This is a genomic window from Ruegeria sp. HKCCA5763, from assembly GCF_013034545.1.
Taxonomy (GTDB): domain Bacteria; phylum Pseudomonadota; class Alphaproteobacteria; order Rhodobacterales; family Rhodobacteraceae; genus Ruegeria.
The window spans coordinates 1-14,356 of record NZ_WQGF01000022.1; the positions used below are offsets into that span (position 1 = coordinate 1).

Annotated in this window: 13 protein-coding genes; 5 read left to right on the plus strand and 8 right to left on the minus strand. The window is 57.7% G+C overall.

The genetic code is table 11. The features are described from left to right. Positions 1–73: 73 nt before the first annotated feature. Positions 74–1,425 (minus strand): IS3 family transposase gene (locus GOV89_RS21875; protein WP_171239079.1). Its coding sequence is split into 2 segments (ribosomal slippage): positions 74–1,089 and positions 1,089–1,425, totalling 1,353 coding nucleotides; the frame shifts between segments, so codons are not numbered across the junction. A 212-nt stretch (positions 1,426–1,637) separates the two neighbouring features. Between GOV89_RS21875 and GOV89_RS21880 the strand changes: the two genes are divergently transcribed. Next, a complete protein-coding gene (locus tag GOV89_RS21880) occupies positions 1,638–2,537 on the plus strand; it encodes a hypothetical protein (RefSeq protein ID WP_174827345.1) in 900 nt (299 codons plus the stop codon). A 626-nt stretch (positions 2,538–3,163) separates the two neighbouring features. Here GOV89_RS21880 and GOV89_RS21885 read toward each other — a convergent pair. From GOV89_RS21885 to GOV89_RS21905, 5 genes are all read right to left on the minus strand, one after another. After that, complete coding sequence (locus GOV89_RS21885; protein WP_171239080.1) at positions 3,164–6,325, minus strand: hypothetical protein; 3,162 nt, start codon at positions 6,323–6,325, stop codon at positions 3,164–3,166. A gap of 172 nt (positions 6,326–6,497) precedes the next feature. Then, positions 6,498–6,719 (minus strand): helix-turn-helix domain-containing protein, encoded by a 222-nt coding sequence (locus GOV89_RS21890; protein ID WP_171177354.1) that lies wholly within the window; start codon positions 6,717–6,719, stop codon positions 6,498–6,500. Further along, complete coding sequence (locus tag GOV89_RS21895) at positions 6,716–6,934, minus strand: helix-turn-helix domain-containing protein (RefSeq protein WP_170602299.1); 219 nt, start codon at positions 6,932–6,934, stop codon at positions 6,716–6,718. The genes GOV89_RS21890 and GOV89_RS21895 overlap by 4 nt, the downstream gene beginning before the upstream one ends. A gap of 84 nt (positions 6,935–7,018) precedes the next feature. After that, the gene (locus GOV89_RS21900; protein ID WP_171177352.1) at positions 7,019–7,513 is read right to left on the minus strand and encodes a hypothetical protein; all 495 of its coding nucleotides are present in this window, start codon (positions 7,511–7,513) and stop codon (positions 7,019–7,021) included. After that, positions 7,510–8,811: a tyrosine-type recombinase/integrase gene (locus tag GOV89_RS21905; RefSeq protein ID WP_171177349.1), complete on the minus strand. Its 1,302-nt coding sequence runs from the start codon at positions 8,809–8,811 to the stop codon at positions 7,510–7,512. Before GOV89_RS21905 ends, GOV89_RS21900 begins: the two co-directional genes overlap by 4 nt. A gap of 436 nt (positions 8,812–9,247) precedes the next feature. On the opposite strand from GOV89_RS21905, the gene GOV89_RS21910 reads away from it, so the two are divergent. The 4 genes from GOV89_RS21910 to GOV89_RS21925 all read left to right on the plus strand — a co-directional run bounded on the left by GOV89_RS21910 (position 9,248) and on the right by GOV89_RS21925 (position 12,450). Beyond that, positions 9,248–9,997: a carboxylesterase gene (locus tag GOV89_RS21910; RefSeq protein ID WP_171239081.1), complete on the plus strand. Its 750-nt coding sequence runs from the start codon at positions 9,248–9,250 to the stop codon at positions 9,995–9,997. Continuing rightward, on the plus strand, positions 9,997–10,989 hold the full coding sequence (locus GOV89_RS21915) for a carboxylesterase (RefSeq protein ID WP_171239082.1): 993 nt from the start codon (positions 9,997–9,999) through the stop codon (positions 10,987–10,989). Before GOV89_RS21910 ends, GOV89_RS21915 begins: the two co-directional genes overlap by 1 nt. Positions 10,990–11,033: 44 nt before the next feature. Further along, the gene (locus GOV89_RS21920; RefSeq protein ID WP_171239092.1) at positions 11,034–11,648 is read left to right on the plus strand and encodes a hypothetical protein; all 615 of its coding nucleotides are present in this window, start codon (positions 11,034–11,036) and stop codon (positions 11,646–11,648) included. Between the two features lie 85 nt (positions 11,649–11,733). Further along, the gene (locus GOV89_RS21925) at positions 11,734–12,450 is read left to right on the plus strand and encodes an alpha/beta fold hydrolase (protein WP_171239083.1); all 717 of its coding nucleotides are present in this window, start codon (positions 11,734–11,736) and stop codon (positions 12,448–12,450) included. Here the strand turns inward: GOV89_RS21925 and GOV89_RS21930 are convergent. Further along, on the minus strand, positions 12,441–13,028 hold the full coding sequence (locus GOV89_RS21930) for a DUF6151 family protein (protein ID WP_171239084.1): 588 nt from the start codon (positions 13,026–13,028) through the stop codon (positions 12,441–12,443). The two genes, GOV89_RS21925 and GOV89_RS21930, sit on opposite strands and share 10 nt — an antisense overlap. A 5-nt stretch (positions 13,029–13,033) precedes the next feature. After that, on the minus strand, positions 13,034–14,305 hold the full coding sequence (gene phaZ / locus GOV89_RS21935) for a polyhydroxyalkanoate depolymerase (protein WP_171177338.1): 1,272 nt from the start codon (positions 14,303–14,305) through the stop codon (positions 13,034–13,036). Between the last annotated feature and the right edge of the window lie 51 nt (positions 14,306–14,356).

The following is a 14,356-nucleotide window of genomic DNA, read 5'->3' on the forward strand; positions in this document are numbered from 1 at the left end:
TGTCCGTCATCGAATGATTTGGAACACGAGCGTTTGATTGGCTTAGGAGGCTCAGGCTCGCTGTAGTTTCAATTTACGCCGCGTTTTGATGATGCAGCAAGCGGCGTTTCTGGATTGTCTGGTGTTTGATTTCCTTTCTGCGTCTGAGGATAGTTTCGGCCCGACCGAAGTAGACATCGGCGGGTGTCAGATTGCTGATGCTCTCGTGGTATCGGTTGTGGTTGTAATGATCGATGAAGTCGCCGATGGCCTGTTCGAGCGCTCCGGGCAGATAGTAGTTTTCCAGCAGGATACGGTTCTTCAGGGTCTGGTGCCATCGTTCGATCTTGCCCTGTGTTTGCGGGTGGTTCGGGGCACCGCGAACGTGATCCATGCCCTGATCTTCAAGCCATCTCGCCAGATCACCAGAGATATAACTGCTTCCATTGTCGCTGAGCAGCCGGGGCTTGTGAACAACGGAAGCGCTGTCGCAACCTGATGTTGCCAAGGCGTCTTCCAACGTTTCCGTGACATCGTCAGCTTTCATCGTGGTGCACAGCCGCCAAGCAACAACATAGCGGCTGTAGTCATCGAGTATGGTTGAAAGATAAAACCAGCCCCAGCCAATGACCTTTAGATAGGTGAAGTCAGTCTGCCAAAGCTGGTTTGGCCGAACAGTCTTCTCATGGAATTCATCCGCCGCTTTAATGGTAATGTACGCTGGGCTGGTGATCAGATCCTGCGCCTTCAGAAGCCTGTAAACGCTGGCCTCGGAGACAAAGTAGCGCCTGGTGTCGGTGAACCGCACCGCAAGCTCGCGTGGTGATAACTCGGGCTCCTCCAGAGCCAACTCCACGATCTGCTTACGCACCTTGTCAGGGATGCGGTTCCAAACTCTGCCTGGCCGGGAATGGCGATCCTCAAGCCCGGCCTCGCCGAGAGACAGATACCTGTCGTACCAGCGGTAGAACGTCGTTCTGGGGATACCAAGCTTTTCCAGGGTGCGTTTGATCGGCAGGTGTGATCCGTCAACCAGCCGGATGATCTCAAGCTTCTCGGATGCAGGATATCTCATTCGTCGTCTCCCCCATCCTCGAACATGCTTTTTTTGAGTAGCCTGTTCTCAAGGGTCAGGTCGGCTACCACCTCTTTCAGCGCGGATGACTCCGCCTTCAGATCCTTCACCTCGGAACTGGTGGCTTGGCGGGCCGTGTCCCCAGCCAACCGCTTTTTGCCTGCCTCAAGAAACTCTTTCGACCAGCTGTAATAAAGGCTCGTGGCTATTCCTTCTCGGCGGCACAGTTCGGCAATGCTGTCTTCACCACGAAGCCCGTCTAAAACAATGCGGATCTTCTCCTCTGCCGAATGTTGGCGCCGTGTCTTCCTGCGGATGTCTTTGACGACCCTCTCTGACGACGCTTTCTGTTTCCCGGATTTCATTCTCATCTCCACTCTCTGATGGTTACGATGAGCCTGAAATCCTCCGTTACGCAATCAACCTATTCTGTTCCATGAGTGCTGATGGCAGACACCTGTGCGTTACCAAGCTACTGAAGCAAATTGGCTGCTTTGATCCGCGGAGCAGATTTTATTGGGCTTGAAACGCTCGTTCAGGAATGGCAACCCAGCATGAATCAGCGTCACGTGGGAAACGCCAAATGAAAAACCTTTTTCTAACGTGCTGCTTTGGAGCTATTGCTCTAGGAGTTGCAACGTTACCTTCAGCCGCGCAGCACCGGCTAGGTTGGGCATATCAGGTTGATGGGCTTGCTGCGTTTCAAGGGGACGCAGATTTAAGTAACGGTGGCGAATTCTCTGCAAGCCGAGCTTTTCTACGCGCTACCGCACTTTACAATCTGGAAGGAGGAAACTCCATTGGGCTTTCAACCAGCTTCGGCAAGCTGGACTATAGCTTTAGTCAATCGAACAACCAGCCATGGGAGAATATCCGTGACTTGCGCGTTGCTGTTCCCATGCGATTTCGTGCGAGCGATAGAGCAACAGTTTTTGTGTCACCACAGATCAGGTGGGATTATCAAAGTGGAGCTTCCGCATCTGATGGTAGGACCTACGGTGTTTTCGCGGGTATTGCTTGGCAACTTAACGAGCGCCTGACGATAGGACCGGCCTTTGGCGCGTTCTCTCAATTTGATGATGGTGGTACCGATTTTTTTCCGGCCCTTCTGATCGATTGGGACCTAAATGATCGCTGGAACTTGAACACTGGTTCAGGGATTGGAGCGACACAAGGCCCCGGGTTGACGCTGAGCTACACGTTGACTGAGACCATAGACCTTTCCTTAACCGCACGATCGGAGAGAATTCGATTCAGGTTGGATGGGGAAGGTCTCGCGCCATACGGGGTGGGCGAAGACAAGAGTGTCCCCGTCGTACTTTCCGTTGGATACAACCCAAATCCTGGTGTTTCATTGAGCGTATTCGCAGGCGCAGAATTTGACGGCCGCCTTACGCTAGATGATGCGAATGGAGCAGAAATAAGTCGCCAGAGCTACGATACTGCGCCATTGGTTGGACTGGCGTTTAGGGTCAGGTTCTGATCACAGCATTGACCAGGTTTGCCAGTTGCGTGGGAATTGCTCTTGTGGCTGAGTTCGAACGCCCACTTTGTCCGCATAGTGGTCGCTCATGACTTTTCAGCAAACGTCTGCATAAAGCTCAAAACGGACGCGGAAGAGCGATTTGCTTGCCGCTGTCTGAAGTTTTGTATTCGGGAAAAATCGAAAAAATTTTTCTGAGGGGTGACGGGCTTTGGGGGTGCCAAGCTCCACTCGCCCCCTTGTTTTTGTTGGGGTGGGGGGGGTAACTTCTGGATTTTGCCTGGCATCACAAAATCCACCCCGACGCTTGCCTCTTGATCGACGAAGCCCCACCGCATGCTGGTACCAAGTCTATCTCATTGTGTATCTCGATCGCCATTGGTTTGTGGTTTCGCGGGTTGAATGACGCAGGCCACGTCTCGCGTATTCTCATTCCTGCGCTTATGACGGTTCATGAGCGAGCCTCGGAAAAGATAAGTGCGCCAACACTGGCCAATTTGCGCCAACCGCTACCCCACCTCTTATTTGTAAATATTCAAATCGTGTTTGAGTTTTTCCGAACATATCTGCGCGGACGAATTGGCGCTTTTTGGGGTTTTGGGCGCATGTTAAATGAAATCAGGTACTTAGCTTTTTTTACTTTTCGATCCCCCAAACTCCTTCACAAACAAAACTCGGGCGCTTTCGCTAATTTCGGGTGCATCTTTCGTCCGCTCCACTCGAAACACCCATCTGGCCTTTCGACCGGTACGCCCGCCGAGGTTCATGCGCGCGGCCCTGAGTGTGTAGGCGTCATCGACCTTGGTGTCGCGGTTGCGTCGCAGGTATCCCGTCACCGCTTGGTTTGATGGTCTCGTCTCGCCCGGAAACGCCTTTTCCATGATGCGATCACCGACATGGGTGTTGATTTCCTGAGCCGTAACCCAGTCACCCTCGGGCGGTTGCAGCATCCCGCCGACTTCGATCAGGGTGATGGCTTTAAGGAGGTCGCTCAGGCCGGACGGTGCGACCCCTTTGACATCCTCCTCCCCTGCCTCGACCCACGGCTCAAAAAAACCCGGCGCGTCGACCACGTTCAGAACCGGTCTGGCAACCTCGCGTTCCCACTGAGGGAACCGGCTCTTGGGTTTTTCTGAGGCCACCTTGGCGGTGGCGATGCAGGCGAGTGCGCCGATGATGCGGCCTCGGTTCTCGCGCGTCCACCTGATGATGTCCGGGTGCTTGAAGTCACGCAGGACCATGTTTTCGATACCGCGCGGCACGAGGCGGATTTCGATGGCACGAGACGCTGTGTCCCCGACCATGAGGATGTTGTTGCCGTTCAGGGCGACAACCATGCCGGACGGCCCGGAGTAGGTCTTGGACACGCCCAGCACCCGACCGTTCCACATACCTGACGTGACGAGTTGGTGTAGGTCGCTGTAGCTGTTGCCGATGGTCGAGCCGGTGCGGACGTTATCGAAGGCGAGCAGCGACGCGCTTTCCATGACCGTGCTGGTGATCAGCTTGCCGCGTTCCTCCCGGTTGTCAGGCAACTGCGTCATGGCGGCGATTTGGCCGGTGACGGCGCAATTGAGGCAGTCGAGCAGGATAGACTTGCCGATGCCTGCGCTGGGCGCTGTCAGGGCGTTGAGTGGTATCGCCGACCCGTACAGGCTTGTTTTGTTTTTCAGCAGTGAAATCGCCAGCATCAGGGCGGCTGCAAAGTCCGCGTCTGTATCGAACGGGAAATCGCACAACCACTCGTCGCGCAGGAACGCGACGGCCTCATGTGGGTCGTCCCAATCCTCAATCTCAGCGTCACCTGTTTCCAGCCACAGGCCCGAGGGTTCGTGGTAACCAGACCCGGCCAACAACTGCCCGCCATACAGGACCGGATGCGAGACCACGCCTTTCAGGGTGAGCAGCATTGGTCCCACCGCCTTGGTCATGTGGTTGACGAGCGCGTTGGGGGCGAACACCGGCGTTGCAGTCACACCCCTGTCCGTATGTGTCACGCGCTGAAAATAAGCGATATGATGCAGGAGGCCGACCATGTGCCCGGTGGTGAGGGGTTCGGTGCGAACGACAAGGGCCGGGTCTTTAATCGGCTTGCCGTCCTCGTCGCGGATGACTTCGCCCGTGTGGTCCCGCCGTGTGGTGGTGAGGTAAGTTGAACGGGTCTTGCGGATACCGACACCGACGCCGCCATAAGAGAATGCAAGACACGCCTCGCCTAGCAACGTTTCAAGCAGCGGTGCACCATCCATGAGTAGGTTCGGGTCAGCGGTGTCTATCACCACCTTGTCGCCGGTATCTCGCGCCGCCTCGGTCACGAACACAGTGCGAGCGCGTTTGCGCGCCCGGTCCCACTCGGTCTTGGCTTTCTGGTCCCGTGCCTTCTGTTCCAGCGCCGCGATGGCCTCGGGGTTATCCTCGACGGCCAGGGCCAGTTCGATGGCGTCGAAGTCCAAGACATCCTCAACCCGCTCGACATGCAACGCCCAGCGCGCCCGGAGGTCCGCCACACGCGCCCGCCAAATCTCGTCAAATTCCTCGTCGCTGCCCAGAACGTAGGTTTTCTGGACGCCGTGTGCCTGACTGACGATGCGGCGGTTGCGGGTGTACACAATCGCCGTTGCGCGCCCACCGCCGTAGTCCGGTTCCAGCGGGTCGGACAGGTTTTCGCCCTCGTATGTGGCCGGATCTCTCAGCATGTTGCCGACTGTAACCGGTTCGCCGCTGCTCGCGAGGTACACCACATATGAAGCGTGGAGGATTGGGCGCTCGCTACTAGCCTGCTTTTCCAGCACCGTGCGACGCCCACGCTGGGTGAGCCGTTCAACCTCGGCGTCGACCTCCGCCTCACTGGCGTCCTCGCCCACGATGGCGATGGCTTCCTTCCTCAGGCGTTGCTCCAGCCAAATCTCGCGCTGGGCGGTGGCGTCCGCATCGGTTGCGCCTTTAGCCTCCTCCACCAAGCGGGTGTAGGTGCGTTCCTCAGCCGCAGTCAGGTCTTTGAACACCTCGCGGGTATCGATCAGGCGCTCACCCTCGCTGATGAGCCGTGCAGGCCACGGGCGGCGCTGCTCCAGACCCTCGCCACACACGGCCCCACCGGCATAGTCCAACCGCGAGGGTTGATACATGCAGGGGTCGGTCGTAGCGCGGATGAGTTGTGCGCCGCTGCCCGAGATGAAAATGTAGCCGAACCTGTTCAGCCACATACGCTTGAGCAGAACGTCAGCGGCACGGGGTATGTCCGTGGCATCCGCGACACCGATGTAGAGGCGCTGCCCTTTCAGCCCGATCAATTGCTCGTCGGTATCGCTGTCATAAACGAATGAGGATGAGGACGGTGCCCACACAACGTCATGTTCCTCAAGGTCGGGGATGACCCGGCACAACTGCTCCCACAGTTCGTCAGGTGACAGGACCGTGTGGCCCTCCCGTGGGTCGTAGTCCAATGCCATAATGCCGGGGCCGTCGCTCCAAACGAAATGGCTCTCGGTTCGGGTGATGCCTTGTTCCCTGTAGCGAGCCTTTGAAAACACACCCACGCCGTCGACGTCCACGGGAACGATTGGCAACCCGTAGGCAATGACATCCACACCCGGTATTACTTTGTCGTTCAAAACTGCGGCGAACTCGGCCATGTCCGCGACGCCATCCACGTAGGCGCGTCCCTCGTTTAGGTAGCCCACCGTTTCCTTGTGCAGCGTCCCGTCCGCGTCGCGGCGGTAATGCTTGCCGCCGGTCTTTGGGTCCACCAACTGGATGTTGGTGTATTTGATCTGTTTAGGATCCATTACGGCGTTCCTTCCTGTTGCGCCTACAGAAGCTTGTGTTGCGGGCAATTCATCGTTTTCCTGAGTGTTTCGGCGGCTCGGGCAGAGGCGATCACTGTTCGCGTCACTGATGCCCCTCCGAAGCAGCACTTATTTCCCTCACGCTCGCTGGTTCAGGAGCGCCAGGTCCAGATCACGCGGCATCGTCTCGCTCCTTTGGCTGGATGCGGTTCCGTTCCTTGAAGGCGTCGATGCTGGCGCGGTCGATGCGCGTGACGCGCCCGTTCGAGTAGCCGGTCAACTCGCCGCTACTGAGCCAGCGCCAGACGGTCGAGGACGACACTTGCAACTCGCGACAGGTTTCCTTGACGGACAGGTCCGAGGATTGATTTGGGGTAGGGACCGGGGCGCTCATGCTGCGTCTCCTGCCACCTTAGCCAAAAGGGCAGGGTCGGGCACGTAGGCGTTGTTCGCCTTGTACTCATCTAGTGAGGTTCGAGTGATGCGCTCTTGCTTGCCTACGAAGTAAGTAGACAATTGCCCGGACGCTATCAGCTTGCCGACCGCATTACGCGAGACGTTCATCTCAGTGCATGCCTCGGCGATAGTCAGGTCAGGCTCTCTAGCCATGTGTCACTCCATTAATTAGGTCGTGACACTTGGCTAACAGGGGGTGTTCCAGATGGACGAATTCGTAACTCAGTTACGCGCAAACTATCTTTTTAGCGGTCCATTTTTCTTGAATTCCGCTCGTATCCAGCGGGCTATGCTGCCCTCGGAAGGTAGTTTCGCCACCTCATCCGCAGTCCGTTCTAACGACATCTCATCATAAACCCGTTCCGCGAGGTGTTTCGCCGAACCTGCCATGTTTGGGCTGCGTTCAACTATCGCCATCGCTCGCCTAATCACCTCGTCATGGTGAGGACGACGACCGGGGCGGGCGTTCTTACCGCGCGCGCTGTTGCGCTCGCTCAGGACACTTTGCACTGCCGTGTAAGCCGATTCTGCCTCTATGTGATCCTCTCGGGGGTCAGGTCCGTCTAGGTTCAGCAGGCGCAATTTGATGAAGTCCAGCGCACTCACTTTACCCGGTGGCAGCGCCGCCAGCCGCTCGGCTTCTTCGCGGCTCACTTTCAGGCGGCGCATGATCGTGGCCGAGGTATCGACGCGCTGGGCGTCGGCGAACGGGTTGGGTTTCGGGTTGGTCATGCCCGTCCCTCCGACAACTGCACCACGCTCTCAGCGGTGAGCCCGTCGAGGAAGTCCGCCCATTTCTGCCACCATTCGGCGGCGGGCTGGTTCAACTCGGATAGCTGATAATGCGCGTCCGCCTCGCTGGTGTCAGGGCTATGTGCGGACAGGCGGTCGCGGATGTCCTTGCCGCCACCGTTTTCGGCAACCCAACTAAGCAGCGCCTTACGGTTGGCGTGGCTGGTGTAGTCGGTGGGCAGGCTCAACTCGTCGCGCTGCCGCGCCCAATTCAACGAGACAGTCTTGCGGCCACGACGACCGAACACACGACCCTTTCGCGTGGGTTGGTTGCGCAGCAACTCGACCGCCTGCGCCGAGAGCATGACCAGATGTTCTTTCTTGGCTTTCATGCGCTGGGCGGGAATGGTCCAGCGTCCATGTTCAAGGTCAATCTCCGACCACTCAGCGCCCAGCGCCTCGCTGATGCGGGTGCCCGTCAGCAGTTGCAGGCGCATGATGTCCCGGTCGATGTCTTGCAGTTCGTCAAGGCCCCGGACCATCGTGCGCAGTTCGGACATGGACGGGCGGTAGTCCTTGATCTGTGATTTCGGGGTCTTATCCAACTGCGGGACCGGTACGCCTGCGGGCATCATTTTCTTCTCGCTGGCCCACTTGAACATGCTTGCCATCGCCATGCGGATGTTGTGCGCCGCACCGGGCTTGTCATCTATCAGGTGGGTAAACGTCGCGTTCAGGGCCTCCACGTCCAGCGCGCCGAGGCGCATGCCGCCATGGTTGGGCAGAACGTTCTTGGTGAGGATGTTCTCTGACCGCCGCCACGACTTTGTGCCGCGCGTCTGCATGGCTGTGATGTAAGCCTCGGTCAGTTCGTCCAGCGTCGTTTCAGACCGCTTGTCGGCGACCTTGGTGACGGGCTGCGCCCACGCCTCTCGTGCCTCGGCAAGGCTCATGGCGGGGTAGTGCCCGAGGGTGATTTGTCGCTGCCGCTTGCCTTTCTGGGTGCGGTAAATCCAACGCTTGCCCCGCGTGGTGGCTACAAGCGTAAGGCCCGCATATTGCGGGTCCGAGAGACGCCGACCGGGTTTCAGGCGGCGGCAGGCCAGATCAGTCAATTCCTTGGCAGCGGTTCCGTTCGCCTGTTCGAGGGCAAACGCAACACTGGCGCGCAGTTCCTTGCGGATGCCCGTGTCGAGTGCAGCCTGCATCAGGTCAGCAACAACCTCGCGGGGGTCGCGGTCGTCCTGATCCACGAGACTTGCAACTGAGGTCAGAAAGTCAGATGTGTTCTTTGTCATGGCCGTGTCCTTATGCAGTTCGGTCGTGTCAGTCGGGCGGGTGTTGGCGCATCCCCCGACACCTTGGATTTAGCAACGCCATCGCACCGCTACCAGCCCTTCGTCACTGATGCGTCACTGTTGTGGCATGATATCCACGCGGGTTGAGTGGGTCTGACAGGGGCAGTGAAACGGTTTGGTGATACAAGCAAACGCCTGTTTTTTAGGTATTTTTCCATGAATTTGCAGGGGGTTCGCTGGCGCGGGGTATGAGAACGCCCGGTTGCGGGTTATGTGTGTTGGGTCGATTTGGCAGGTAGGGGGTCTGGTGTCAAGGGCAGGAGCGAGGGGCCAGCCCCTCGCGCACCCCGAGGTATTTAGAGCCAGATGAAGAGGGATCCGGGAATTGCACTTGGGTACGTGGCGTGCATGATGCTGCGAAAGGAAAGAGGATTTCATGGCAACGACAAGTTTTCTGGAGACGGCGCAGGGCCGTCGGTTGGCCTATCACAAAAGCGAGGGCGCGGGACCGACCATCGTTTTCCTGGGCGGTCTGAAGTCTGATATGGAGGGCACCAAGGCCGTGCATCTGGAGGCCTGGGCGCAGGCGCGGGGACAGGCGTTTTTGCGGTTTGATTACTCCGGGCACGGTGAAAGCTCGGGGGAATTTACCGATGGCTGTATCGGCGATTGGCATGAAGACACCGTTGAGGCGGTGGCGGCGCTGACCGATGGCCCATTGGTCGTCGTAGGGTCTTCGATGGGCGGATGGCAGGCATTGTTGCTGGCCAAGACGCTGCCAGATCGAATTGCGGGCATGGTCACAATCGCCGCCGCGCCGGATTTTACCGAGGACGGGTATTGGGCGGCATTCAGCGATGAACAAAAAGCCGCTTTAGACAGCGTTGGTCATGTCGAACTGCCCTCGGACTACATGGAGCCCTACATCATTACCAAACGAATGATCGAGGACGGACGGCGGCGATTGGTCCTTAGAGACCCGCTTTACCTGCCCTTTCCGGTGCGTTTCCTACAGGGAACAGCGGACACGGCGGTGTCGACGGAAACTGCGGTGCGGTTGCTGGATCACGTGACCGGGCCGAACATGCGCTTGCTGCTGGTCAAGGACGCAGACCATCGCTTTTCGGACGGGCCCTGTCTGGGGTTGATCGAAAACGCGGTTTTAGATGTGTTGGGAGCTAACTAATGCGGCGCTTTGGTTGGGTTCTGGGGCGGATTCTTCTGGCACTGATTGTCGTCGGGGGTCTGATCTTTTGGTTCGGACCGCGAGAGGATGTCGACCTGAATCCAAGCTTTGAGTCCCGCAAATTTGGCGAAGGGGTGCAGGTCTATTTTGAAAGCACCGAGGCGTCGTTTGATGATATCGTTCCGGGCGTCGAAAAACGTGTGATCTGGCAGGACGGCTTCAAAGAACAACGCACACCTTATTCTGTTCTATACATCCACGGATTTTCAGCCAGTTCCGAAGAAATCCGGCCCGTTCCAGATCTGGTGGCTGACGCACTTGGAGCAAATCTTGTTTACACGCGATTGCAAGGCCACGGCCGCGATGGGCCCGCCATGGCGGAAGGCACGGCAACGGGCTGGATGCAGGACACAGCCGAAGGTCTGGCTGCGGCGCGCGCTGTTGGGGAAAAGGTCATCGTCATCTCGACCTCGACCGGCGGCACATTGGCGGCGGCGGTGGCGCTGGACGCCGACCTTAGTCAGAATGTGGTCGGGATGGTTTTTGTATCCCCGAATTTCGGGGTGAACACCGCGGCGGCATGGGTGCCGACATTGCCTTGGGCGCGGCATTGGCTGCCGTTGCTTATGGGGCAAGAAAGGGATGTATCAGGGCCGGATCCAGAAAAGAACAAGTATTGGTCCGCTGTCTATCCCTGGGAAGCCGTCGTACCGATGTCCGTTCTGGTGGATACGGTTTATGCACTGGATTTCTCGCAGGCATTGGTACCTGCGTTGTTCTGGTTCTCGGACGACGATCAGGTTGTGCGCCCCGACAGGACACATAAGGTCGCCGAGGCCTGGGGTGCTCCTGCAACGGTCGAGTTGGTCAAGATGGGGCCGGGGGACGATCCCGCGTCACATGTCATCGCAGGGCGGCTGATGTCACCGGGGCAGACCGATGCCGCCGTCACGGGTATCCTGGAGTGGTTGAAAGAGCTTGGGGTTCAGTGAAGCCAGATCAGAGGTAAGGAGATAGAATGCGAAAACCGGGAAGCATGTGGAGCCTCGAGACTTTGGGTCGCGTCCGCTTGTCCCGGCACTTCTTCATGCGTGACTTTCTGTATTCCGAGATTGGCAATTTTCACCAGCAACAGAACATCCCTGACAACCCGGATCTGGCGATTGAAACAGGGTGTGCGTTTTGCGAAACCCTGCTGGACCCGTTAGAGGAAACCTTTGGCCGCATTGCCGTGCGGTCAGGGTACAGGTCGCCGTCGCTAAACCAGTTCGGCAATGAAAACCGGCTAAATTGCGCCCGCAATGACAATCCGTTGGAATGCCATATCTGGGATCGCGGCGAAGGCGATGCGCGGATCGCCGGAGCGTCAATCGTCATCCCCTGGTTTGCGGATCAATACGGGCAGGGGCGAGACTGGCGGGATTTAGCGTGGTGGATGCATGATCACCTGAACTATTCCGAGATTTGGTTCTTTCCGAAACTTTGCGCGTTCAATCTTGTGTGGCGGCCCAAACCAATGCGCAGGATTGACAGCTACATTGCCCCGCGCGGATGCTTGCTAAAGCCGGGTGCCGAACCCGGTGAAGACAAATCCGAGCGCCAGAGGCGTTACGTGGATTTTCCCGCATTTCGGGCCATCGCCTATCCGTAAAGTTTCCCTTGCCCGGCCGTGGCAAACCTTCCATCCTGAAGAAAAAGCAAAGAGTTCGGAAAACCGAGCAAATGGAGGCCCCTGCGTGATCGAGCCGCTGGTGTTCTTGCCTGGATTGATGTGTGATGCCCGACTGTTTCGCCCGCAGATCGAGCTGTTGTCCCGTACGAGGGCGGTGACCGTTGCGCCCATTTCTGGTGGCGAGCGCATCGAAGAAATTGCTTCGGGGTTATTGGACCAACTGCCGCATCGCTTCGCGCTGGCCGGACTCAGCATGGGTGGGGTCGTGGCTTTGGAATTGATCCGGAGAGCGCCGGAGCGAATTTCACGCCTGTGTCTGATGGCGACTGACGCTCAGGCCGATACACCGCAAATAGCCGCCAGTAGAGAAGATCTGATCATCGCGGCCCAAGGCGGGCGGTTGGAAGACGTGATGCGCAAACTTGTGGGGTCGGACGCTCTGGCACCGGGGCCGAAGCGTATTCCCATTCTCAATGATCTTTTGACGATGGCCGAGGGGCTGGGCTCTGAGGTATTTGTGCGTCAGATGCGGGCATTGCAGCGCCGCCCGGATCAGCAGGCCGCTTTGCGGAAAATCAAGGTTCCTACCTTGGTTCTGTGCGGCACGCATGACACTCTGACACCGGTTCGACGGCATTCCTTTATGGCCGATCTGATACCAGAGGCTGAGATACTTGTTCTTGAAAACGCGGGACACCTTTTGACCCTGGAAGCGCCAGATCAGGTCAACGAAGCCTTGCACACCTGGCTGAGTGCACCACAGCGTTTCGATTACGGATAAAGTGCGGCACGTTCGTCTTTGGATATCACGACGGGCGCCGCGACGGGTTCGCCGGTTTTCCTGTCGAAAAACGGTGTATTCTTCCAACGGCCAGACAGACGCGAAATCGCAACACGGCGTATCAGTCCGAAAGCGGCGAAGCTAATCTTTTCGTGCTTTTGTTTGCCATTGGGCCGAGGCACAAATCCACGGGTTGTGACAGGACCCAAATCAGAAATGTCATCGGTGATCCTGCGCACCAGAAAACCGGCAAAGGGAAGTGATGCCCCTGGTGGCGTTGTCGCCAGCGGTGTGTTGCAGCAGTTGGCATACCATCGCAGCATGCCATTGGGGCTGAGCTTCATGACCGCCAGGAATTGGCCGCCAGCGGAAATCTCAATTTCATCAGGCGCCATCTGCAGAATATCGACGGCTCCGGGCGCGGGGTCCGGTTGTTTGAAGTACAATTGCGCGGCCCGGCAATCGTGGCAGAAACACTCGACATGCGTCCCTTGCCGGACACCCCTTGCCGATATGCGCCCCTGCAGACTGCCGCACCGACAGGAAAAGGCGAGACCGCTATGCGCAGGCTCGCTCATGTCGCTCAGGCTACTTTGTTGGTATTCGCGGCGCGTCGGCGCGTCTTGCGGCTGTTTTCATTCATGAAATCAATCACAAGCGGGCGGATGTTGTCACGCCAACTGCGGCCTGCGAATATGCCGTAATGGCCTGCGCCGGGTTCCACATGGCTTGCCTTCTTGCTGTCGGGCAGGCCGGTGCACAGATCAAGCGCGGCGATACACTGACCAGGGGCCGAAATGTCGTCATTTGCCCCTTCGACCGTTTTCACTGCAACATTGGTGATCTTGGACATATCCACCTTGTGGCCAGCTACGACAAACTCGTTCCGGGCAATCTCGCGGTTCTTGAAGACGCGCTCGACGGTCGACAGGTAAAACTCGGCGGTCATGTCCATGACTGCCAGATATTCGTCATAGAAGCGATTGTGCGCATCCAAATCCGAGGCTTCCTCGCGAATGACACGTTGAATCTGATCCGAAAACGCCTTGGAGTGCCGTTCGGCGTTCATGGACATGAAAGAGGCCAGCTGCAACAGGCCGGGATAGACCATGCGGCCAACGCCTTTGTATTTGAAGCCAACACGCTGGATCATCGTCTCTTCCAGCTGCCCCATTGTCACGCGCCGCCCAAAATCCGTCACATCGGTTGGGGTCGCATCCGGATCAACCGGCCCACCGATCAGGGTTAGAGTGCTGGGCTGGGCTTTTGGTTCGACTTCGGCCAAATAGGCTGTGGCCGCAAGGGTCAGAGGCGCAGGCTGACATACTGCAACAACATGCGTGTCTGGGCCTAGCTCTTTCATAAAATCGACAAGGTATAGGGTGTAATCCTCGACATCGAACTTGCCGGCAGACACAGGAATATCGCGCGCATTATGCCAATCGGTGATGTAGACTTCGCAATTGACCAAAAGGCTTTTGACAGTCGAACGCAGCAGCGTTGCATAGTGGCCCGACATCGGGGCGACAAGCAGCACCTTGCGCGGTTGTTCTTCGCGGCCGTTGACGCGAAAATGGACCAGATCGCCAAACGGGCGTTCCAGAACCGTTGTAATTTCGACCAGATGGTCTTTGCCGTCTTCGCAGGTGAAAGTGCGGATGCCCCAGTCGGGCTTCACAACCATGCGTTGGAAGGTGCGTTCTGTCACCTCGCCCCAGGCCGCCATCCAGTTGAAAGCGGGGTTGGGAACCATGGAAAACATCGGGTAAGAGGCCATCGCGCTGGCTGTGGCACCAAGCCATTGGTTGGTGTTGCGCATGGTTTCCATAAGGTCGTAGGTCATCATATAGCGCATAAATGGGGCCTCCTGAGTGTCAGTCTGATAGTTCGGACCATTCGTCGCTTT

Excerpts from the sequence above, each read along its gene's own strand:
- GOV89_RS21880 (WP_174827345.1), top strand. The coding sequence starts at position 1,638 with ATGAAAAACCTTTTTCTAACGTGCTGCTTTGGAGCTATTGCTCTAGGA.
- GOV89_RS21885 (WP_171239080.1), bottom strand. The coding sequence starts at position 6,325 with ATGGATCCTAAACAGATCAAATACACCAACATCCAGTTGGTGGACCCA.
- GOV89_RS21890 (WP_171177354.1), bottom strand. The coding sequence starts at position 6,719 with ATGAGCGCCCCGGTCCCTACCCCAAATCAATCCTCGGACCTGTCCGTC.
- GOV89_RS21895 (WP_170602299.1), bottom strand. The coding sequence starts at position 6,934 with ATGGCTAGAGAGCCTGACCTGACTATCGCCGAGGCATGCACTGAGATG.
- GOV89_RS21900 (WP_171177352.1), bottom strand. The coding sequence starts at position 7,513 with ATGACCAACCCGAAACCCAACCCGTTCGCCGACGCCCAGCGCGTCGAT.
- GOV89_RS21905 (WP_171177349.1), bottom strand. The coding sequence starts at position 8,811 with ATGACAAAGAACACATCTGACTTTCTGACCTCAGTTGCAAGTCTCGTG.
- GOV89_RS21910 (WP_171239081.1), top strand. The coding sequence starts at position 9,248 with ATGGCAACGACAAGTTTTCTGGAGACGGCGCAGGGCCGTCGGTTGGCC.
- GOV89_RS21915 (WP_171239082.1), top strand. The coding sequence starts at position 9,997 with ATGCGGCGCTTTGGTTGGGTTCTGGGGCGGATTCTTCTGGCACTGATT.
- GOV89_RS21920 (WP_171239092.1), top strand. The coding sequence starts at position 11,034 with ATGTGGAGCCTCGAGACTTTGGGTCGCGTCCGCTTGTCCCGGCACTTC.
- GOV89_RS21930 (WP_171239084.1), bottom strand. The coding sequence starts at position 13,028 with ATGAGCGAGCCTGCGCATAGCGGTCTCGCCTTTTCCTGTCGGTGCGGC.
- phaZ (WP_171177338.1), bottom strand. The coding sequence starts at position 14,305 with ATGCGCTATATGATGACCTACGACCTTATGGAAACCATGCGCAACACC.